Origin of the sequence: Collinsella aerofaciens (assembly GCF_028209885.1) — a bacterium.
GTDB lineage: Bacteria > Actinomycetota > Coriobacteriia > Coriobacteriales > Coriobacteriaceae > Collinsella > Collinsella aerofaciens_BA.
This window is the reverse complement of sequence record NZ_JAQLEM010000005.1, coordinates 65,485-87,763: the sequence shown is the minus strand read 5'-3', so window position 1 is coordinate 87,763 and position 22,279 is coordinate 65,485. Positions and strand designations below refer to the sequence as shown.

Here is a 22,279-nt window from a genome sequence, read left to right as displayed (position 1 = left end):
ACCCAGGTGAGTCGGGTTAGCGCTGGGCGGCGTCCTCGAGGAGGGCGTCCCAGATGGCGAGCGCCGCGGCTGCTTCGGCAACGGGGACAGCTCGGGGGACGATACAGGGGTCGTGGCGGCCGTGGACCGAGAGCTCGGCATTTTCCATGGCGTCCATGTCTACGGTCTGCTGCTCGCGGCCAATGGAGGGCGTCGGCTTTACGGCCATGCGCCACATGACGGGCGCGCCGGTGGAGATGCCGCCCAGAATGCCGCCGGCGTTATTGGACTCGATCTCGATCTTTTCGGTCTCGGCATCGATGCGATACGGATCGTTGTTCTCGCTGCCGCGCATGGCGGCCACGGCAAAGCCCATGCCAAACTCCACGCCCTTTACGGCGGGAATGCCAAACGCGATTTGCGCGATGCGGTTCTCGATGCCGTCGAACATGGGGTCGCCGATGCCCGCGGGAAGCCCGTAAATGCCGCACTCCACGATGCCGCCGATGCTGTCGAGTTCGTCGCGCGCGGCTAGGATCTCCTCGCGCATGCGGCCGGCTGCGGCGGCGTCAATGCACGGCAGATCGTTCGTAAGGATCGCCTTGCGGTCGGCCTCGCGATAGGCCATATCGTCCATCGGCAGGTCGGAGATGCCGCCGATCTGCGCGACGTGCGCCATGACCTGAATGCCGCGGGCCTCGAGTGCCTGCAGCGCAATGCCGCCAGCGATGCATAAGGGTGCCGTTAGGCGGCCGGAAAAATGCCCGCCACCAGCGACATCGTGCATGTTGTGATACTTCACGCGCGCAGGGAAGTCCGCATGTCCGGGACGGGGCTTGCGGCGCAGCTCGGAGTAATCATTGGAGCGCGTGTTGGTGTTCTCGATAATCGCGGCGATGGGCGCGCCGGTGGTATGTCCATCGACAACACCGGCGATGATGTGGACGGCGTCAGCCTCGCGGCGTTTGGTCGCGGTCTCGTCGCGACCGGGGGCGCGACGGTCGAGGAAGGCCTGCAGCTTCTCCTGGTCCACGGCGATGCCCGCCGGGATGCCATCGAGCGAGCAGCCGATAGCGGGGGAGTGCGACTGGCCGAAGATGCTTAAGTGCAAGACGTTGCCAAAAGTCGAGGACATGCTAATCCTCCTCGAGCGTGACCTTGCCGCCCAGTAGGCGGTAGTGGTCGAAGAAATCGGGATAGGACTTGTTGACGGCCTCGGCGCCGTGGATCACGACCTCGCCGGTGGCGCGGCTCGCGGCGATGGCGGCCATCATGGCGATGCGGTGGTCGTTGTGCGAATCGACCTCGCCGCCGGTGAAGGCATCGACACCCTTGATGATGAGGTCGTCACCGGCGATGCGCACCTGCGCTCCCAGCGCGGTGAGCTCGCGGGTGGTGGTGGCCAGGCGGTCGGATTCCTTGATGCGCAGGCGTGCGCAGTCACGGATGAACGTGCGGCCCTGAGCCAGCGATGCCACGGCCGAGATGACGGGCACCAGGTCCGGAATGTCGTGGGCGCTCATCTCAAAGCCGGCGAGCTTGTCGGACTGCACAGTGGCGGCGTTCGTGGAGCGCACGATGCGGGCGCCAAAGCGCGAAAGCGCGGCGAGCACGTTGCGGTCGCCCTGTGCGGAGCTCAGCGACACGCCCTCGACGGTGATGGGGTCGGTGCCGATGGCGCCGGCGCACAGCCAAAAGGCGGCGTTGGACCAGTCTCCCTCGACGGCTACGCTGCCGGGCGTGCGGTACGATCCGCTGTTTACGCGGAAGTTCGTGACCTCGGGCTGGCCGTCCCTGGCGGGAATACGCTCGACGTTGACCTCGACGCCAAAGGCCTTCATGGCCTGGATGGTCAGGTTGATATAGGGGCGGCTCTCGATGAGGCCGGTCACTTGCACACAGGAGGGCTGGGCCAGTAGCGGGGCCGCCAGCAGCAGGCCGGAGATATACTGCGAGCTCACGTTGCCCGGAAGCACAAAGGTGCCCGGGCGCATGCGGCCGCTCGTCTTGAGCGGAAAACCGCCCAGACCCTGTAGGTCGCAGCCGGCGGCGATGATCTCGTCCGAGAGCGGGGACAGCGGGCGGGCGCCCAAGCGTCCCTGACCCACAAAAGTTGCTTCTGCGCCCAGCGCGCAGGCGACGGGCAACATAAAGCGGAGCGTGGAGCCACTTTCGCCGCAGTCAAGCGTTCCGCCGGCAAGTGCCTTAAGCAGGCCAAACTCAATGCTCTTCATAGTGGGGTGGACCTGGAAGCCGTCCTCGACGGTCTCGATGCGAGCACCCAGGGCCGTAAGGCAGCGCACCGTGGCCTCGATGTCGGCGCAGGTGGTGTTGCAGGTGACGTGCGTCTCGCCGTTGGCAAGCGCAGCGCAGATGATGAGACGGTGCGCCATCGACTTGGACGCGATGGCGGGAACGGTGCCCTTAAGCGGGGACGGGGTGATGCGGGCTAGCATGCGGATGCGTCTCCCTTCTGGCCGAGGCCCTCGGCAATGAGTTCGTGGAAAGTGGAAAGCGGCGTGCGGTCGATGCTGCAGCGGCCAATGCCGTGCGGAATCACCAGGTCGATGGTGTCGCCCGCGCGCTTCTTGTCGTGGAGCGCCTCGGCAAAGACGGCATCGGCATCTAGGTCACAGCGGGTCTTGAGGCCATGGCGGGCGCAGAGCTCCTCAATACGACCGGGTAGTGCAGCATCGCAAACGCCGTGCAGGGCCGCGGCGCGCGTGATGATGCCCATGCCGATCGACACGCAGTTGCCGTGTCCGAGCTCAAAGTGCTCGCAGGCCTCGACGGCGTGGCCGGCGCTGTGTCCAAAGTTGAGGAGCTTGCGCTGGTTGGTCTCGCGCTCGTCGGCGACGACCACGGCGCGCTTGATGTCGATATTGCGGGCGATGATGAGCGCTACGCGGGCCACATCGCGGTTGAGTAGCTCCAGCGTGAGCGGGGTCTTCTCCAACTCGGCGAAAAGCTCCGGGTCGGCGATCACGGCGTGCTTGACGACCTCTCCGCAGCCGTCGGCGAACTGCTCGGGCGTAAGGGTGGCCAGGCACCCCACGTCGGCGATAACCACGCTCGGCTGCCAAAAGGCGCCGGCCAAGTTCTTGCCGGCAGCCAGGTCGATGGCGGTCTTGCCGCCCACCGACGAATCCACCATGGCGAGCAGACTCGTCGGGATCTGCACAAACTTGCAGCCGCGCATGTAGGTGGCGGCCACAAAGCCCGCCACGTCGCCCACGACGCCGCCGCCGAGTGCCGCGATCACGTCGGAGCGCGAAAGCTCGTGCTCGGCCACAAACTCTAAAATGGCAATATAGGTTTCGGCGCGCTTATGGGCCTCGCCGGCCTCGAAGGTGCAGATGCTCACCTCGTAGCCTGACGCCTCCAGGCTCTGCTTAACGGGCATCTGGTAGAGCGGGCCCACGTTGGTGTCCGTCACGATGACGGCCTTGGTACCGCCGGCAGTGGCGCGCACGAGCGGTCCCGCCTGCTCCAGCAAAAACGTGCCAACATGCACCTGGTAGGGGCGTGCAGTGTCGATATCGATGGTAATCGCCATAAGCTTCGGTCCTTTCGACCTGGCGTGATAGGTGGTCTAGTGGGAGGTCTCGTCGTCGAGCGCGCGCTTAATGCGGTCGCCCTCGGCAAGGAGATTCTCCAGATAGCGCTGGTCGCGGTCCTTGAGCGCACGGCTGTAGGCGCCAAGCGACTCGATTAGATGGTCGATCTCGAAGGCGAGCGCGTCGGCGTCGTCGATCATGAGCTCGGACCACATTTGCGGGTTGAGGTGCGCCACGCGGGTGAGATCGCGGTAGCTACCGGCCGAAAAGCCGTGGTGGACCTGGGCGGTCGGGCTCTTTACGTAGGCGTTGGACACCACGTGCGCAAGCTGGCTCGTGAAGGCGATGACGCGGTCGTGCTCGGCGGCGCTGGTCACGCTGAACTTGCCAAAGCCCAAGGGGCGCACCGTCTCGCGCACCTGGCCCAAAAGCTCCAGTTTGAGTGCATCGTCCACCGCGGGCGGCACGAGCACGAGCGGCGCGCCCTGGAACAGGTCGGCGCGGGAGTGCGCATAGCCCGAGTACTGCGTGCCCGCCATGGGGTGCGCGCCCACAAAGTAAAAGCCGTGCTCGCGGGCAAGCTCAAAGGCGCGATCGCACACGATGCCCTTGACGCCCACCGTGTCGATCACCACGGGGCCCATAATGGCCTCGGTGTCGGTGGCGTCGGCGAGTGCCTGGGCATGCTCCTCGAGCCACTCGATGCAGGCCTCGGGGTAGCAAGCCAGGACGATGATGTCGCATTCGCCGAGTGTCTTGTCGTTGAGCTCTCCGGCGACAGTGCCCATGCTGGCGGCCGTCATGACATCGTCATCGGGGTCCCAGGCCAGCACGCGGACGCCCGCCTGCGCATAGCCGCGGGCAAAGCTACCGCCGATGAGGCCAAGGCCGACGATGCCGGCGCACTTGGGGCCGCCCTGGTTAACGCGCGCGTTTCTCACCGTACCCATGGGCTACTCCATGGTCTCTTGGCAGACAACCTCGCGGATGGCTCGGATGCGGCGCATGGTGTCGTCGAACTGATCGGGGGTGAGGGCCTGGGCGCCGTCGGACCAGGCTCGGCTCGGCTCGTCGTGGACCTCGATCTCCAGGCCGTTGGCACCGCAGGCGGTCGCGGCGAGCGCCATGGGCTCAACGTAGCGGGTGTAGCCGGTGGCGTGGCTGGGGTCGGCGACGACGGGCAGGTGCGATAGGTGGTGCAGCACCGGCACGGCGTTGAGGTCAAAGGTGTTGCGGGTGCGGGTCTCGAAGGTGCGGATACCGCGCTCGCACAGGATGACGTTGTCGTTGCCCTCGCTCATGATGTACTCGGCTGCCATGAGCAGCTCATCGATCGTGCCGGACATGCCTCGCTTAAGCAGGATCGGGGTCTGGGTCTTGCCGACCTCCTTGAGCAGGGGGAAGTTCTGGGCGTTGCGGGCGCCGATCTGCATGACGTCAATCTTCTTGTTCAAGAAGACCTGCACGTCGCGCGGGTCCATGATCTCGGTGACGATCGGCATGTCGAGCTCGGCAGACGCCTCGCACAGCAGGTCGAGGCCGGCGGGGCCCATGCCCTGGTAGGCGTAGGGGGAGGTGCGGGGCTTGTAGGCTCCGCCGCGCAGCATCGTGGCGCCGGCGGCCTTTACGCGGCGTGCGATGCGGATGAGGTTCTCGCCCTCGACGGAGCAGGGACCGGCGATGACCTGGAACTGGTCGCCGCCGATCTTGACGCCGTGACCGCAGTCGATGACGGAGTCCTCGGGGTGGAACTTGCGGTTGGCGCGCTTGAATGGCTCGGAGACGCGCTGCACGCGCTCGACGACATCCATGGACTCGAGCAGGAACGGGTCGATCTTGGTCGTATCGCCCACCAGGCCGATAATCGTCTCGTTCTCGCCGCGCGAGACGTCGGTCTTCAGGCCTTTTTTCTCAATCCAGCTGACGATATGGCTGACGGCCTCGTCGCTGGCGCTCTGCTTTAGAATTGCAATCATGGTGTGCCTCTCACCTCGATGGATAACTTTTGCAAAAACGGCCCGCATTGCGAGCCGTGAATATATGGTGCATGAGAGTTTATACTATCCGACTCGCTTTTGCCTTCTAAAGTGGGCCGTTGCGCCGCGTCTTCCTCGGAATTGCAAAGCTTTTTCTTTTATTTTGATAGCCCGTGGCGCACTTGGGTATAATGCCAAACGTTGGCCCTATTAGCTCAGGGGATTAGAGCGTCTGCCTCCGGAGCAGAAGGCCGTTGGTTCGAATCCAACATGGGGCACCATCGAACGTAAGACCGTCCGAACCTCGCATGGTCCGGGCGGTTTTTCTTATACCGACGCGACGTGATGGGACGTGGTATGGCAGCAACGGATATCGAGCGCGGACTCTCGACCGCCGAGGTCGAGGAGCGCATCGCCGCCGGTAAGATCAACCGCAACATGGAGCTCAAGACCAAGTCGGTCAAAGAGCTCATCATCGAGAACCTCTGCACGCTGTTCAATTTGATCAACGTGATCTTGGCGTTCCTGGTCATTTTGACCGGTTCGTTTAAGAATCTGACGTTCCTGTTCGTGGTGTTCCTCAATACCGCCATTGGCGTCATTCAGTCCATGCGTTCCAAGAAGATGGTCGATAAGCTCACGCTGCTGACCTCCAAGAAGGCCATCGCGGTGCGCGACGGCGCCGAGGTGGAGCTCGACTTGGACCAGATCGTGCTCGACGACATCATTCGCTTGGGGCGCGGCGACCAGATTCCCGCCGACGCCGTGGTGGTTTCGGGCGAGGCACTCGTGAACGAGAGCCTGCTGACGGGCGAGAGCGACCTTATTAAGAAACAGCCCGGTTCCGAGCTCATGAGCGGTAGCTTTATCGACTCGGGCCTGCTGCGCGCCCGCGTGATTCATGTCGGCGCCGACAACTACGTGGCCAAAATTAATAACGAGGCCAAGTACGTCAAAAAGGTTAATTCCGAGATCATGAACGCGCTGAACGCCATCGTGCGCTTTGCGAGCATCATCATGATCCCGCTCGGTTTGGCGTTGTTTGCCTCGAGTGTGAGCGAGCTGTGGGATGCCGCGGGAACCCCGGGCGATAGCGCGCTTTCGTGGTGTTTCTCCGAGCTGTTGGCTGGTCATGTGCCTTCGTCGGCGCTACTGTCCACGGTGGGCGCCCTGCTGGGCATGATCCCGCAAGGCCTGGTGCTGCTGACCTCGTCGGTGCTCGCCATCGCCACGGTGCGCCTGGCCCGCCGCAAGGTGCTGGCGCAGCAGCTCTACTGCATCGAGACGCTCGCTCGCGTCGACGTGCTGTGCCTGGACAAGACGGGCACCATCACATCGGGCCGCATGGAGGTCGAGGGCACGTATCCGCTGCCGGTTGAGGGCGTGAGCCTAGGCGCCGGCTCGGACGAGGCGGCCGTTCCCGTCGATACCACGGTGCTCGATTTTGCGCTGGCTAACGTCGCGCGTGCGACTTCGGCCGATGCCAACGAGACCTGCCAGGCGCTGCTCAACTATTACGCCGATCGCCCGGTCGAGGTGTCTGAGCCGCTGTCGGTCATTCCGTTCTCGTCGTCTAAAAAATGGAGTGGTGCTTCGTTTGCGCAGGGCTCCTATGTGATGGGCGCCGCGCAGTTTGTGCTCTCTGATCGTGCGTTTGCCCAGGTCGAGAACCGGGTGGCCGAGCTTGCCGATACCTGCCGCGTACTTGTGGTGGCGCGCGTGGACGGCTTTTCGCCCGATGGCGATATGGTGGGCGAGGCCGAGCCCGTGGGTTTTGTGACTATTCGTGACGAGATTCGTACCTCGGCAGCCGAGACTATCGGCTACTTTAACGAGCAGGGCGTGACCCTCAACGTGATCAGCGGCGACGACCCGCGTACGGTGTCGTCGATCGCGCGCGTGGTGGGCGTGCCGGGCGCCGATGCTTACGTGGACGCGACAACCCTCGATACGCCGTCCAAGATTGATACGGCTGTGGACCGCTATCACGTTTTTGGGCGTGTGACGCCGCAGCAGAAGCGCGAGCTCGTACAGGCGCTCAAACGCCGCGAGCACACCGTGGCCATGACGGGCGACGGCGTCAACGACGTGCTGGCGCTCAAGGAGGCCGACTGCTCCGTCGCCATGGCGGCCGGCTCCGATGCCGCGCGTAATGTGGCCGAAATCGTACTCGTCGACAACGATTTTGCCTCGATGCCCGCCGTGGTGGCCGAGGGCCGTCGCTCCATCAACAACCTGCAGCGTTCGGCCTCACTGTTCCTGACCAAGACGCTGTTCTCGATGGGCCTGGCGGCGCTGTGTATCGCGCTGCCGCCGTACCCCTTCGAGCCCATCCAGATGACGCTCATTAACTTCTTCTGCATCGGCGCGCCGGGCTTTGTGTTGGGCCTGGAGCCCAACAATGCTCGTGTGAAGGGTGCGTTTTTGAGCAACGTACTCAAGCGTGCACTGACGGCGTCGATTGCGGTCATTTTGGCTGCGGCGCTCGACATCTTTGTGGCGCGCGTGTTTGGCTTTAGCCAGCTCACGCTGTCTACGATGTGCCTGCTTACGTCGTGCGCGGCGAGCGTCAGCCTAATCTGGCGCATCTCGCAGCCTCTCACGCCCTTACGTGTGGTGCTCTTTGTGTTTGTAGTCGCCGGCATCCTGGTGGGCGTTATCGGATTCCCGGAGCTGCTGTCTATTGCCAACCTGTCGATGGGCCAGATGGTTATCTTGGCTGTTATCGTGGTCTTTACCTGCTCGGTGTTCTTTAAGCTCGCCACGATGATGGATTCGCTCAAGCCGCGTCGTCGTCATGCCGCAACTGGTTTTGGGCGTGGTGTGCGCGTTCACCTGGGTCGCGGTGGCGGCAAGGTGAGCTCGACGGGTTCGACGGCCGAGCGTTTTGCCAAGCGCGTCGCCGCCGACATGGCGCAGCGCCGCGAAGATCGCACCGCTCGCGAGGCCGAGGCCCGTGCACTCGAGGGCGTGGCCCAGGCCCAGCCCAAGAACAAGAAGGGTGCCGGAGCCAAGCGCTCTCGCGTGACCAAGTCCGCCCAAGGCATCAAAGTCTCGATGCCAAGCAAAAAGAAGAAGTAGCTACGCGCCCTGGCGATGTTGAATTGGTGCCTTGTTCCTGTGGGGCCGTGGCGATGTTATGCTCTAACCTCGATTGTTTGAATTGCTTCGAAAAGAGGATGCCGTGATCTGCCCGCATTGCCTTAAGACTATCGAGGACGGCGCCTCGTTCTGCCCCTACTGCAACGCCTATGTGGGTCCGGGCGATGGTCCCGAGCACACCGAGTTCGTGTTCTGTGAGGGCTGCGGTGCCCGTCTTTCTCCGCATGATCGTACGTGCCCCAAATGCGGACGCCCCGCTCCGGGTATCCTCTCCGAGGACGCGGCCGCATCCGACCTGGCAGCGGGCCGCACGGCGGGCTTTCCGCGCCTAACGCAAGAGCAGATCGATACCGAGGTGCCTCATGCGCCGGCCTCTGCCGCTGCGGTGCTTTCGGACGCCGCCGATCCTAACGAGACCTGCGTGCTGCCGGCTTTCGATAAGGATTTCGGTATCCCCAAGGTCGATATTCCCACGCCGGTTTCCCTGCATGACGATGCTCAAAAACCCAAGCGCAAGGTGCATCCCGACGAGGACGCCTATCACAAGCACAAGCGTCATATTCCCAAGCCGCTCATCGTCATCGCGGTCCTTGCCGTCGTTTGCGGCGGTGCCTATTGGTTCGTGACGGCCGATCCCATGGGTGTCATGCCTGGCTTCTATGACCAGTTTGGTCAGGCCGCGCAGACGACCTTCCCTACGCGCCAAAAGGGCGAGGCGACTGAGGACGATACCAAGCAGGACGATTCTGCCGAGGTGGTCCAGGAAGAAACCGTGCTTACCGATGATCAGCTCTATACCAGGCTCGACGGTCTGTATCAGACCATCGTGTCCTACGGTGATGAGGACCAGATCGGCGAGGTCATCGATTCCTTTAACAACGGCTATCTTCGAACGCCGCTGTCCACCCGCCAGGAGTTGTCGCAGAGTGCCTACGCCCTGCGCGACCAGATCAAAAAGACGCAAGATGAGCTCAACAACCTTAAGCACCAGGACGATACGGTCTATGCGGATGACATCGCCCACTTAAAGCAGCTTGCCGAGTGGATGTACGAGCGCGTCGACGTGATCTGCCAGAGCTGGGATATCTCGCTGGCCATTCCCGATGGCGAGTCGATGGGTTCCCACCAGAGCGAGATCCTGGCGCCCATCGCACAGGGCGGCAACAGCGCGCTGAATCAGTACGACGCCAACGTGGGCTCCTGGAAGCCGCAGCAGCGTTCCTAAAATTAGTTCGCCATAGTCGGCATAACCTACGTGCGCAATTGATGTAAGCGCATGCTTATTGCTACAATTCGTACAAATATGCTTTAAACGCACGAGGAAGGAACCACATGTTTGGTTTTAAGAAAGAGCTCTACACGCCCGAGTATCAGCTTGCCGGCGACGAGTGCGCCGTAATCGAGACGTCGAAGGGTACCATCAAGGTCAAGTTTGACGGCGAGGGCGCTCCCATTCATGTCGCGAACTTCTGCGAGCTTTCCACGATGGGTTTCTATGATGGCCTTAAGTTCCATCGTTATGTTCCCGGCTTTGTCATTCAGGGTGGCGACCCCAATACCCGCGATATGTCCGGCGCCGACGTCGCTGCCGGTCTTGAGGGCCCCGACGGCATGCCCGGTACCGGTGGCCCCGGCTACTGCATCAAGGGCGAGTTTGCCACCAATCCGCGCAACAGCCATGTCGATGGTGCCCTTGCCATGGCACGCTCCATGGACCCCGATTCCGCGGGTTCGCAGTTCTACTTCTGCTTGGGTGCCCAGCATAACCTCGATTCCGGTTACACCGTCTTTGGTACCACGGTCGAGGGTCTCGATGTGATTTCGCAGCTGCGTGCCGGCGACGAGATCGTCCATGTCGAGATCGTTCACGAGTAAAGGGGACTTCCTTGAATAGCCAGCTGATCCAACAGGGCCGCGCCGCTTACCGCGCGGGTGATTTTTCCGCTGCAGCCCAGATGCTTGGGGCGGCAAAAACTCCCGATGAGATTATGGGCGAGGCCGATCACCTTCGTGGCAACGCCTTGATGCACCTGGGTATGTATGCCGAGGCCGCCGAGGCCTACGCCGCCGCCCTCAACGACGGCACCTACGGCAAGCGCGGCGCGCTGCTCACCAACCGCGGCAAGGCGCTCGCCGCCGTGGGCGACTACACGACGGCCGCTCAGGCGTTCTCTGCTGCCACGCAGGATGCTTCCTATGCCACGCCGTTCAAGGCCTATCTGGGCCTGGGTAATGCGCTGTTCCAGTCGGGCGACTATGCCAACGCGGGTACCGCCTTCCGTCAGGCTGCCATCGACGGCGCCAATCCGGCTCCTGCCGCCGCGCTCGGCGAGCTTGGTCGTTGCTTCATTAAGCTCGGCCGTCCGGCGGATGCCGTGGAGACCTACCGCACGGCTATCGACTTTGCCGGCCCCCGCGACGACACGCGTGCACTCAACGCCGGCATGGGTCAGGCGCTTTCTGCCGCCGGCTGTCCCTCCGACGCACTCGACGCCTTTAACGCCGCTACTGCCGATGGCATCTACCAGCTCACCTCCGAGCAGGCCGATGAGCTTGCCCGCGTGCACGATTCGCTTGCCGCGCTGTCTGCCCAGACGGCTATGGCCACGGCTCCGGCGCCCGCGATGGACGCTCCTGCCGTCGATCCACTCGATCCTACGGGCGCGACCGGTCAGTTTATGCCCGATCCCTCGGACACTGGCTTCTTTACGCTGTCCGAGTCCGAGATGGTTCAGCAGGACCGTCAGGATCGTAAGCAGGCCAAAGTCCGTCGTCGCCATCGCCACACGGGTCTCAAAGTCTTCATCGTGCTGCTTCTGCTCATTTTGATCGCCGCGGGCGGTCTGGGCTTTGCCTACACGCGCGGCTTTGGCTTCCCGTCCCAGGAGTCTGTCGTTACCGATCTGTTCCAGGCTGCCGGCGACGGTGACACGGCAAAGGCCGAGTCTTGCCTGGCCTCGAGCCTGTCCGAGGACGCTAAGTCGATGATCATCTCCTCGATTCCGCAGGGTGCCACCGTGTCCGTCGAGGGCATGGATCAGTCCATGACCGAGACGACCGCTAAGGTGAAGGCATCGCTGTCCAAGGGCGGCGAGCAGGAGTACACCGTCAAATTCGTGCGCTCTGACAACCATATCGGCTGGGCCGTTTCCTCGCTCGATATGGATTTCTCGGCTGCTGACAACCAGTAGTGACCTTATGGGATTTAGCTTTGCCCGGCGCTTCACCGCAAGTGAGGTGCCGGGCTTGCGCTAGTATGATGAGCTAGTAGTTTTCCAGCAATCATCCAACACATCAGGAGTTGCGTTGTTTTCTTTGATGGATATGTTCTTCGGTAGCTATGCGGGCGATCTTGCCATCGACCTCGGCACCGCAAATACGCTTGTCTCCGTGCGTGGCAAGGGCATCGTCATTCGCGAGCCCTCTGTTGTCGCCATCGACAAGAACGACGAGCGCATCCTCGCGGTCGGTATCGAGGCAAAGCGCATGCTCGGCCGTACGCCCGGCAACATCGTGGCCGTTCGTCCCCTGAAGGACGGCGTCATCGCCGACTTCGATGTTACCGAGGCCATGCTCCGCTACTTTATCGACAAGGCGTCCGAGAAGCGCTATCCGTGGACCCCGCGTCCGCGCGTTGTCGTCTGCGTTCCCTCCGGCGTCACGTCTGTCGAGAAGCGTGCCGTCTTTGAGGCTACGATCCAAGCCGGCGCTCGCCAGGCCTACCTGATCGAAGAGCCTATGGCCGCCGCTATCGGCGCCGACCTGCCCGTCGAGGAGCCTACCGGCTCCATGGTCATCGACATCGGTGGCGGTACCACCGAGGTTGCCGTTATCGCTATGGGCGGCATCGTCGTCTCGCAGTCCATCCGTATTGCCGGCGACGAGTTCGATCAGGCCATCCTCACGCACGTTCGCGATGCCTACAACCTTGCCATCGGCGAGCGTACGGCAGAGGACATCAAGATCAAGGTCGGTTCCGCCGTGCCGCTCAAGGACGAGCTCGACGTCGAGGTCAACGGCCGCGACGTGATCACCGGTCTGCCCAAGACCGTGCGCATCGAGAGCGAGGAGATTCGTCGCGCGCTCAACAAGCCGCTCGACGAGATGGCCAAGGCCGTCAAGGACGCACTCGACGCTACGCCTCCCGATCTTGCCTCGGACCTTATGTACTACGGCATTTTGCTGACTGGTGGCGGCGCGCTGCTGCGCGGTCTCGACGTGCGCCTGCGCGATGAGACCGGTGTTTCGGTCAACGTCAGCCCCACGGCGCTCGATAACGTCGTTAACGGCTGTGCCCGCGTGCTCGAGGCCAATGCGTTTGATGGCGGCTTCGTCCAGACCAATGCTTAATTTCCAAAAGGTGGATTCCATTTGGCACGATCTTCGGGTTTCTCCACAAATCTGAATACCAAGCGACAATCAACGGGTATGCGCCCGTTGATTGTTTTCAGCCTGATTTCGGTGTTGCTGCTCACGTTTTACATCCGCGAGGGCGAGGCAGGGCCGATTCATGCCGTGCGTTCGGGCGTAACGACGATTACCTCTCCGGTGCGCTTTGTGGGCTCGGCTGTGGCGGCTCCCTTCAATGCGATTGGCAACGTGTTCTCTAACCTAACGGCGTCGCAGGACACGCTCGACGAGCTCAAGAAGCAAAATGAGGAGCTGACCTCTAAGGTCGCCGAGCTTTCTGAGGCTCAAAAGACTGCCGAGCGCCTGGAGGGCCTGGTCGGGCTGCAATCGACCTACAACCTCAAATCGACCGCAGCTCGTATCGTTGGTGCCTCCGGCGATGCCTGGACCTCGACCGTTACCATCGACAAGGGCTCTGCCGACGGCCTTACCATCAACATGCCCGTGACGAGTTCTGCCGGTGTTATCGGCCAGATTATCGAGGTATCGGCCAAGACCTCTACCGTGCGCCTGATTGGCGACGAGAACTCGGGCGTGTCCGCCATGGTGCAGGACACGCGCGCCCAGGGTATGCTGCAGGGTCAGGCTGACGGCACGCTGCGTCTTGAGTACGTGAGCGTCGACTCCGATGTTAAGGTTGGCGATATCATCGTGACCTCTGGCATCGGTGGCGTGTTCCCCAAGGGCCTTCCGCTTGGCACCGTCTCGTCGGTTGAGAAATCGGCAAACGACGTGTACTACACCATTGTGGTGCGCGCTCAGACCACGGCCGAGAACAACGAGGAAGTGCTGGTCATCACCTCGCTGACCGACGAACAGTCGGCCTCGGATGAGGACGTGAGCACGGCCAACAGCACGCCGCAGGGAACGTCGCGCGATGCTGCGACCAAGACGAAGGACGAGAGCTCGGATGACAGTTCCGACACGTCCGAGACGACCGATTCTGGCTCGAGCGAATAGGGGGCATGTCCATGGATCTACACGAGCAGGGGATGAGCTCCCGCACGTTTGTAATCGCCGCCATTGTGTGTGTGCTGCTGCAGGCAGGCCTGGCACCGCAGATCTCCATTGCGGGAGGTCGCGTCAACTTCATGATTATCCTGGTGTGCCTAAGCGTGTTCTCGGGCGACCCGACCCGTGCCGTCGTGTGCGGTTTTTGCAGCGGCTTGTTTTATGACCTGTCCGCTGCCGTGCCGGTGGGCGTTATGTCGCTCCTGCTGACCGTGGGTTCTTTTGCCCTGGTGCACAGCGCCGTCGGTCAGACGGGCGGTACCCCGAGTGCGCGCGGCGTCACCGTGGGCGCCTTTGCGCTCGTCATTAATGTGATCTACAGCATCATCTTGCTGTTTATGGGTTTGGAGACGAGCTTTGTCGTGGCGATCTTCGGCCATGCGCTGCCGTCCTCGATCCTGACGGGTCTGGTTGCCATTCCGTTTTTGATGTCCGGCGTCGTGCCGCAGTCCGGCTATGGATTCTCCGCACGTGGCGGACGCCAGACGGGTATGCGCTTTAAGCCCAAGACCCGCAAGCTCAAATAGGGGAGGCCCGTAGATGTCTTCCCAGATGACGGTTATTATCGCCGGTATCGTGCTGGTTGTGGCCATCGTGGTCGCGCTGCTCATCATGCGTCGAGGCGATTCCCGTTTTACCTACGATACACAGCATGGAACGGCCCCGCGCGCCACCGAGGGCGAGGGCAATACCGCGGCGACCGCCTTTAAGGGCCGCTTTTCCATCCTCACCACGGGTGTGGGCGCGATGTTTGCGGCACTTGCCGTCAAGCTGTGGGGCATGCAGATGGTCTCGTCGGACTATTACGAGAAGCAGGCCAATAGTAATCAGACTCGCACCGTTACCACACCCGCTGTGCGCGGCCGCATCCTCGACCGCAATGGCGTGGCGCTTGTCCAGAACCGTCCCTCACTTGCTGTCGTGGCCTACCGCGACCTTGCCGAGGATGAGGTTCTGGTTCGCCATCTTGCCAACGTGCTTGGAATGCCTTATGTGGCGGTCCTTCGCAATATTCAGGACAATACAGAGGGCGCTCAGAGCCTGCATACCATCGCGACGGACGTCCGTCGCTCCACGGTTGCCTATATCAAGGAACACGCCGGCGAGTTCCCGGGCGTCAAGATTGCCGAGCGTACCGAGCGCCAGTATCCATACGGCGAGACGGCATGCCATATCTTGGGCTATACCGGCACCATTACCTCCGAGCAGCTCGAGGCCCAGAATAAGAAAACCTCTGGCGATGATGATGCTTCTGCTGGCAAGATTACGTACCAGTCGGGCGATATCGTGGGCCAGGCGGGCGTTGAGAGCTACTACGAAAACCTGCTGCAGGGTATTCGTGGCGAGCAGACCGTCAAGGTCGATGCCTCGGGCAATGTGACCGGTCAGGCCGGCGCCGTGCCCGCGAAGGCCGGCTCCGACATTAAGCTCACGCTCGACCTTAAGATCCAACAGGCCTGTGAGACGGCGCTGGCGAGCGCTATCGAGCTTGCCAAGACCACTGGCTACAGCAATGCCGGCAACGGCGCTGTGGTGTGTCTCGATCCCAACAATGGCGAGATCCTGGGCATGGCGAGCCAGCCCAAGTTCGATCCGTCCGTCTTTATCGGCGGCGTCTCAAATGACGTGTGGACCGAGCTCAATGATGACAAGGGTTCGCACCCGCTGCTCAACCGCGCCATTAGCGGACAGTACATGTCGGCCTCGACCATCAAGCCGCTCTCGGCACTGGCCGGTCTTGAGTTTGGAACCTACACTTCAACGCAGACAACCAACTGCACGGGTTATTGGACGGGTCTGGGCAAGGCTTGGGGCAAGCGCTGCTGGCTGACGTCTGGCCACGGCACCATGACGCTGCAGTCGGGTATCGCCAACTCGTGCGACCCCGTCTTCTACGACATGGGTAAGGCGTTCTTTTATGACGAGCAACATCCCGAGGGCCTGCAGGAGGTCTTTCGTCGCTGGGGCCTAGGCAAGACCTGCGGTATCGATCTGCCGAGTGAGGGCGCGGGTCGTATTCCCGATGCCGAGTGGAAAGAGTCATACTTCACCGACGCCTCTGCCGAGGACCGCAAGTGGAATGCCGGCGATATGACCAACATTGCTATCGGCCAGGGCGACATCCTGGTGACGCCCCTGCAGATGGCGTGCGCCTATATGGGTCTTGCCAACGGCGGCAAACAGTACGTGCCTCACGTATTTTTGTCTGCCGTGTCGCGCGATGGCGACGGCGATGCCTATAAGTACAATGGCAAGGGCAAGAAGAAGCGCCTGGAGGCCAAGATCAACAGCGATTCGGATTTGGCTCTTGTTCGCAACGGCATGCACGACGTGATTTACACGGCATCGACGTCCCTGGCGGCGCACTTTGGCACCCTGACGCCGCAGGTATACGGCAAGTCGGGCACGGGCGAGAAAAGTGGCGAGGACGAATACGCGTGGTTCTGCGCCTATGCACCGGCCGACGATCCCAAGTATGTCATCGCTACCGTCCTGGAGCAGGGCGGCGGTGGCTCAGATACCGCGATGCATGTCGTGCGCGACGTGCTCGGCGTGATTTATGACGAGCCCGATACCTCTTCGGCCTCGGGCGATTCTTCGGTTCGATAGGAGGTTGCGATGGATTTTTCTCCGGCGGATCTGTTCCGTTCAACCAAGACCGGCTCTCGCAGCAGCCTGGACCGCGTCAACAAGCAACTTTCGGCCTCGCGCGGCACGTTTCGCCAAAAGGTGCATATCGGTGTGCTCGTGGCTACTGTGGCGCTCGTCGCCTACGGTGCCATCATTATCTGGTCGGCTTCGCAGTTTAAGGCCGATGCTTCGTTCTCGCGCCATTTGCTGGGAATTGGCATCGGAGCGGTGCTGGCGGTGCTCGTCTGGCGAACCGACCTGCGCGGTATTTCCAATTTCTCGACGGCGTTGCTCGTCATCGACCTGATCGTGATCTTCTCGCCCAAGATTCCGGGCCTGTCCTATACGGGCGGTCTGGGCATGACGGGCTGGATCAAGATTCCCGGTATCGGCTTGACATTCCAGCCGGTTGAGCTTGCCAAGCTCATCACCATCTTCTTTATTGCTACGCTTGGCTCGCAATATAACGGTCGCATCGATACCGTTCGCGACTACGTCAAGCTCTGCGGCATGCTGTCCATTCCGTTTTTGGCCGTCGTTGCCATGGGCGACCTGGGCTCGGGCCTGGTCGTGCTTGTTTCGGGCGCCATCGTCATCTGCATGAGCGGTGCACGCCGCGAATGGGTGCTGTCGACTCTGGCCCTGCTCGTGGGCTTGGTGGCCCTCGTTCTGGCGCTCGATTCGGTCTTTGATTCGTTGCTCGGCCACGATGTGCTCATCAAGCAGTATCAGATGAACCGTCTGACGGTCTTTATCGACCCCGATAATGCCGATTCGGACGATGCCTACAACCTGCAGCAGTCGCTTATCGCCGTTGGCTCGGGCGGCTTCTTTGGTAAGGGTTTGGGCCATGCGACGCAGTCGGCCGGCGGCTTTCTGCCTGAGTTCCACACCGACTTCGTCTTCGCCTTTTTGTCCGAGACCTTTGGCTTTTGCGGTTCCTTTTTGCTGCTGTGCTTGTACGTGCTGCTCATCTTCTCGACGATCCGCGTTGCCTTTAAGTGCGAGTCTCTGTTTTTACGTCTTTCGTGTGTGGGCATCGTTGGCATGTGGGCGTTCCAGACCTTCGAAAACATCGGCATGTGCATCGGCATGATGCCGATTACCGGTATTCCGCTACCGTTTATTAGCTTCGGTTCGTCTTCGATGATGATTCAGCTGCTGACGGTGGGTATCGTACAATCCATATGGCGGCATCGTTCGGGCGCCGCGTAACCGCTGGAGGGGTTTGCTATGAAAATTCCCGTAGATAAACTGACCCGCGCTTTTAAGATGGGCGCGTCCGTTAAGAAGGATTCCGATACGCCGGTGCGCGTTTCGGTCTATCTGGATTCGTCCGCCTCGCGCTTTCTGGCCGAGACGGTGCGTGACGCCTTTGTGCCGCAGACGACCTCGGGCATTGTGCGCGTCGAGCGTCTGGGGGAGGAGCGAATAGCTCCAAAGACCGATACCGATGTGGTGCTGGTGCTCTCGTGTGGTTCCGACCGCTTGGAGAGTGCCGTGCAGGAGCTCGTGATCGCCGGCGCGCCCGTGTGCGTGCTTGCCGAGTCTGCTGTGGAGGTGCCGTTTATCGAGGAGTCCACGCCCATGCTCGGCGTGGTGGCGGCAACCGATAAGACGTATCTGCTCGAGACGCTTGCCCGCTGGATTCTCGATCGCACCGACAAGGAAACGGCTTTTGCGGCGAACTTTGCCTTCATGCGCATCGCGGCGGCCAATCGTATTATCACCTCGTGTGCGCTCACCAATATGGCGACCGGTGCGCTGGTGTTTTTGCCGGGCGCCGATTATCCCGTTATGGCGCTGGCGCAGGTGGGCATGCTCTTTGAGCTCGCTGCCGTCTTTGGACGCGGCATTAAGCCTGAGCGCGGCTACGAGGTCGCCGGCGTGCTTGCCGGCGGTCTTGTGATCCGCGCGGTCACCCGCGCGCTCGTCAAGCAGACGCCGCATATTGGGTTTGCCGTCAAGGCGCTCACTGCCGCCGCGGGCACCTATGGCATGGGCCGTGCGCTCGTTTCACTCTACGAGCGCGATGTTGACTACGGCCGTGCCAACGAGGTGGTCGCTGCCACGTTCTCCCGCGTTCGCAATCTGGTGACCACGGTCGCTGGCGCTACCCGTCCTATGGCGTCCTACCAAGACGCATCCGATCTCGCTGCTTAGGGGTTTTCCGTTGCGCGTTGCATACCAAGACTGTTTTCATTTAATTGAGCCGTTGCTCGCCAAGGTCGAGAAGCCGAGCCGCTATATCGATCACGAGTGGGGCACGCTTTCCAAGGCCGATGCCGACTACCGTTGCTGCCTGATCTACCCGGATGTGTACGAGGTCGGTCTGCCCAACCAGGGTATCGCCATCCTCTACAACATCCTTAACCAGGCCGAGGGCATCTCCTGCGAGCGCGGCTATGTGCCGTGGCCCGATATGGGTGACGCCATGCGCGAGGCAGGCATTCCGCTGCTCTCGCTCGAGGGTGCAGCGCCGGTCGCTTCGTTCGATATCGTCGGCCTGCATGTGCCGCACGAGATGGCGGTGACGAACTTCCTCGAGGCACTCGACCTCGCTGGCATTCCGCTGTTAGCGGCCGACCGCACCGAGGACGACCCCATTATCATCGCCGGCGGCCCCTCGGTGTACAACCCCGAGCCGTACGCGGCCTTCTTCGATGTTATCCTCATCGGTGAGGGCGAGGAATCGCTGCTCGAGACCTGCCAGCTGCATCGCCGCCTGCGTGACGAAGGAGTCCCGCGCGCGCAGATTGTCGAGCAGCTTGCATCTATTGCCGGCAACTACGTGCCGTCACTCTATGAGGTTCGTCACGACGAGCCTTGCTCGCCGCATGGCTACACCGTGCCGCGTGAGGGCAAGGATGCGCCGACCGTGGTCTACAAGCGCGTCGTCGAGGATTTCGGCGCCACGAATCCGCTGTCGCAGTCGTGCGTGCCCTATGCGCAGCTGGTTCACGACCGCCTGTCTATCGAGATCCTGCGCGGCTGCGCCCGCGGCTGTCGTTTTTGTCAGGCCGGCATGACGTATCGCCCGGTGCGCGAGCGCTCGGCCGACCAGATCGTCTCGTCGGTGATTCAGGGTCTGGAAAAGACCGGCTATGACGAGGTGTCGCTGACCTCGCTCTCCACGACCGACCACTCCTGCATTCGCGACGTGCTCGGCAGGCTCAACCGTCGCCTGGAGGATACGGGTATTCGCGTGTCTATTCCGTCGCAGCGCCTGGATTCGTTTGGCGTGGATATGGCCGAGTCGGTCGCCGGCGAAAAGAAGGGCGGCCTGACGTTCGCGCCCGAGGCCGGCAGCCAGCGCATGCGCGACATCATTAACAAGAACGTGACCGAGGAGGACCTGGACCGTGCGGCCAAGGCGGCCTTCGAGGCCGGCTGGAACCGCATGAAGCTCTACTTTATGATGGGCCTTCCCGGCGAGCGCGACGAGGACATCGTGGCCATCGCCAATCTGGCCGATCACGTGCTGGAGCTCGGTCGTTCCGTGGTGCCCAAGGCTCGTCGCGGCTCGATCTCGGTGTCGATCTCGGTTTCGGTCTTTATCCCCAAGGCCGCCACGCCGTTTCAGTGGTGCCCGCAGCTCGACTATGAGGACGTCAAGCGTCGCCAGAAGTTGCTTATCACGAGCGTTCGCAACCGTGCTGTCCGCGTGCATTACCACGATGCCGAGACCTCGCTCATCGAGGCCGCGCTGTCCCGCGCCGGTCGTGACATGACGCCCGTCATCATCGACGCTTGGCGCTCGGGCTCTCGCTTTGACGCCTGGGTAGAGCATTTCTCGCTCGATAACTGGAAGGAGGCTGCTGCCAAAAACGGCATCGACCTCAATGAGCTCGTGCACCTGCCCTACGAGTTGGACTGGCGCCTGCCGTGGGAGCACGTGAGCCCCGGCTGCACGCGCGGCTTCCTCGAGCGCGAGTACCGTCGCTCGCTCGAGGGCGTCACGACTCCCGACTGCACCCGCACGTCGTGCACCGGCTGCGGGATCTGCCCCACGCTCCACGCCAAGAATGTATTGATGGGTGATCGCGCATGAGTGAGCGCCTGACCGACAACCCCTCGCTCTTTAGGCTTCGTGTTCGCTATGGCAAGCGCGATCGCCTTAAGTACCTGGGCCATCTCGAAGTAATCCATACCATTGAGCGCATTGTGCGCCGTGCGGGACTTCCCTATGCCGTCACGCAGGGCTTCTCTCCGCACATGCGCGTGGGCTTCTCTTCGGCGCTGCCGGTGGGTACGTCGTCGACCTGCGAGTGGTATGACCTGTTTATGACCGAGTTCGTGGCGCTCGACGAGGCGTTTGAGCGACTGTCTGCGGCATCTCCGGCCGATCTGGCGCCCATCGAGGCGGCGTACATCGACGTGCGCACGCCGGCGTTGACGGCGCAGCTCACGCGCCTGTCGTATCGCATCGACCTGCACTTGGATCCCGAGGCGCCCGTAAGCGCCGACGAGGTGCGTCGTGCGATCGACACACTGCGCGCGGACCATGGCATCGACTACGCGCGCGGAAAAAAGAGCAAGCGCTTGGATTTGGATCACACGCTCGTTGGCTATGAGCTCGCGGTGGGGGAGTGTGAGGACCATCTGGTGCTCATGCTCGACACCCATGCCGACAACGAGGGCTCCATGCGTCCGGAGATTTTGCTTTCTGCTGCTGATGTTTTGTTGCAGGGCTTGACCCCGGGCGTCGATGCACCTATTGTTTCCACCGGTATGCAAGACCTCGTGACCATCTGCTCCTACGATGTCGAGCGTCAGAATCAAGCATGCGAGGACGACGAGGGCCGACTCGTCAGCCCCATACCTGTGCGAACTTGTGGATTTGCTCCACATACTCGTTGACGGGGGTATTTTCGCCTGCTACTATATTCGGCTGTTGCACTAACTGATGCATGAAGGGCAAGTAAACATGTACGCAATCGTTAACACGGGCGGCAAGCAGTACAAGGTCGCCACCGACGATGTCATCACCGTCGAGAAGATCGAGGGCAATGAGGGCGACAAGGTCACCCTGCCGGTTATCTTCCTCAACGATGGTAAGAAGATCGTCACCGATCCCGACAAGCTGGCCAAGGCCAAGGTTACCGCTCAAATCGTTGAGCAGTTCAAGGGCGAGAAGCAGCTGGTCTTCAAGTTCCACAAGCGCAAGCGCTATCGTCGTCTGAAGGGTCACCGTCAGCAGCTCACCAAGCTGAAGATCGTGAAGGTTCAGGCTACCTCCCGCGCCAAGAAGGCTGTCAAGGCAGAGGCTGAGGCTGTTGCCGAGGCTCCCGTCGCCGAGTAGATTACACTCGTAACGAAAGAGTAGGTATACACAATGGCACACAAAAAAGGACTCGGTTCCTCCCGTAATGGCCGTGACTCCCGCGGTCAGCGCCTTGGCACGAAGCGCTATGCCGGCCAGACGGTAACCACGGGCACGATTCTCGTCCGTCAGCACGGCACGCACATCCACCCGGGTGAGAACGTTGGCCGTGGTAAGGACGACACGCTGTTCGCGCTGGTCGACGGTACCGTTGAGTTCCACAAGGGTATCAAGCACAGGGTCAGCGTACGCCCGCTCGCGAACGCGTAATTCACCCTTCATAGAGCACA

General features: G+C 61.8%; 19 protein-coding genes and 1 tRNA gene. 15 read left to right on the top strand and 5 right to left on the bottom strand.

The window, feature by feature from the left end:
- Positions 1-16 precede the first annotated feature (16 nt).
- The 5 genes from aroC to aroF are packed head-to-tail and all read right to left on the bottom strand — an operon-like array spanning position 17 to position 5,512.
- Complete coding sequence (gene aroC / locus PMX21_RS02300) at positions 17-1,114, bottom strand: chorismate synthase (protein ID WP_271757794.1); 1,098 nt, start codon at positions 1,112-1,114, stop codon at positions 17-19.
- Between the two features lies 1 nt (position 1,115).
- Positions 1,116-2,435, bottom strand: a complete 1,320-nt coding sequence (gene aroA / locus PMX21_RS02295; RefSeq protein ID WP_271757792.1) for a 3-phosphoshikimate 1-carboxyvinyltransferase — start codon at positions 2,433-2,435, stop codon at positions 1,116-1,118.
- The gene (gene aroB, locus PMX21_RS02290) at positions 2,429-3,535 is read right to left on the bottom strand and encodes a 3-dehydroquinate synthase (RefSeq protein WP_271757791.1); all 1,107 of its coding nucleotides are present in this window, start codon (positions 3,533-3,535) and stop codon (positions 2,429-2,431) included. Before aroB ends, aroA begins: the two co-directional genes overlap by 7 nt.
- A 36-nt stretch (positions 3,536-3,571) precedes the next feature.
- Positions 3,572-4,486 (bottom strand): prephenate dehydrogenase, encoded by a 915-nt coding sequence (locus PMX21_RS02285; protein WP_271757789.1) that lies wholly within the window; start codon positions 4,484-4,486, stop codon positions 3,572-3,574.
- Positions 4,487-4,489: 3 nt separating this feature from the next.
- Positions 4,490-5,512, bottom strand: coding sequence for a 3-deoxy-7-phosphoheptulonate synthase (gene aroF, locus PMX21_RS02280; RefSeq protein ID WP_271757786.1), 1,023 nt, complete (start codon positions 5,510-5,512; stop codon positions 4,490-4,492).
- A gap of 204 nt (positions 5,513-5,716) precedes the next feature.
- Here aroF and PMX21_RS02275 point away from each other — a divergent pair.
- The 15 genes from PMX21_RS02275 (at position 5,717) to rpmA (ending at position 22,259) form a co-directional block, all read left to right on the top strand.
- Positions 5,717-5,793 (top strand) — tRNA-Arg (locus PMX21_RS02275).
- 76 nt (positions 5,794-5,869) lie between these two features.
- A complete protein-coding gene (locus PMX21_RS02270; protein ID WP_271757785.1) occupies positions 5,870-8,593 on the top strand; it encodes an HAD-IC family P-type ATPase in 2,724 nt (907 codons plus the stop codon).
- Between the two features lie 103 nt (positions 8,594-8,696).
- Entirely contained in the window at positions 8,697-9,839 is a 1,143-nt protein-coding gene (locus PMX21_RS02265; protein ID WP_271757783.1) for a zinc ribbon domain-containing protein, read from the top strand.
- Between the two features lie 107 nt (positions 9,840-9,946).
- On the top strand, positions 9,947-10,489 hold the full coding sequence (locus PMX21_RS02260; RefSeq protein WP_006236059.1) for a peptidylprolyl isomerase: 543 nt from the start codon (positions 9,947-9,949) through the stop codon (positions 10,487-10,489).
- Positions 10,490-10,500: 11 nt separating this feature from the next.
- Positions 10,501-11,805, top strand: a complete 1,305-nt coding sequence (locus PMX21_RS02255; protein WP_271757781.1) for a tetratricopeptide repeat protein — start codon at positions 10,501-10,503, stop codon at positions 11,803-11,805.
- Positions 11,806-11,932: 127 nt separating this feature from the next.
- Positions 11,933-12,964: a rod shape-determining protein gene (mreB, locus tag PMX21_RS02250; protein ID WP_006236061.1), complete on the top strand. Its 1,032-nt coding sequence runs from the start codon at positions 11,933-11,935 to the stop codon at positions 12,962-12,964.
- Between the two features lie 78 nt (positions 12,965-13,042).
- A complete protein-coding gene (gene mreC / locus PMX21_RS02245; protein ID WP_082421788.1) occupies positions 13,043-13,984 on the top strand; it encodes a rod shape-determining protein MreC in 942 nt (313 codons plus the stop codon).
- Between the two features lie 11 nt (positions 13,985-13,995).
- Positions 13,996-14,562: a rod shape-determining protein MreD gene (locus tag PMX21_RS02240; protein ID WP_022094761.1), complete on the top strand. Its 567-nt coding sequence runs from the start codon at positions 13,996-13,998 to the stop codon at positions 14,560-14,562.
- Between the two features lie 13 nt (positions 14,563-14,575).
- A complete protein-coding gene (gene mrdA, locus PMX21_RS02235; RefSeq protein ID WP_271757779.1) occupies positions 14,576-16,645 on the top strand; it encodes a penicillin-binding protein 2 in 2,070 nt (689 codons plus the stop codon).
- A gap of 9 nt (positions 16,646-16,654) precedes the next feature.
- A complete protein-coding gene (locus tag PMX21_RS02230; RefSeq protein ID WP_022094759.1) occupies positions 16,655-17,881 on the top strand; it encodes an FtsW/RodA/SpoVE family cell cycle protein in 1,227 nt (408 codons plus the stop codon).
- An 18-nt stretch (positions 17,882-17,899) separates the two neighbouring features.
- Positions 17,900-18,829: a YcjF family protein gene (locus PMX21_RS02225; RefSeq protein ID WP_271757777.1), complete on the top strand. Its 930-nt coding sequence runs from the start codon at positions 17,900-17,902 to the stop codon at positions 18,827-18,829.
- 10 nt (positions 18,830-18,839) lie between these two features.
- Entirely contained in the window at positions 18,840-20,717 is a 1,878-nt protein-coding gene (locus PMX21_RS02220; protein ID WP_271757775.1) for a TIGR03960 family B12-binding radical SAM protein, read from the top strand.
- A complete protein-coding gene (locus PMX21_RS02215; protein WP_271757773.1) occupies positions 20,714-21,526 on the top strand; it encodes a TIGR03936 family radical SAM-associated protein in 813 nt (270 codons plus the stop codon). The genes PMX21_RS02220 and PMX21_RS02215 overlap by 4 nt, the downstream gene beginning before the upstream one ends.
- A 67-nt stretch (positions 21,527-21,593) precedes the next feature.
- Complete coding sequence (gene rplU / locus PMX21_RS02210; RefSeq protein ID WP_035138585.1) at positions 21,594-21,968, top strand: 50S ribosomal protein L21; 375 nt, start codon at positions 21,594-21,596, stop codon at positions 21,966-21,968.
- A gap of 33 nt (positions 21,969-22,001) precedes the next feature.
- Positions 22,002-22,259, top strand: a complete 258-nt coding sequence (rpmA, locus tag PMX21_RS02205) for a 50S ribosomal protein L27 (protein ID WP_006236075.1) — start codon at positions 22,002-22,004, stop codon at positions 22,257-22,259.
- Positions 22,260-22,279 lie beyond the last annotated feature (20 nt).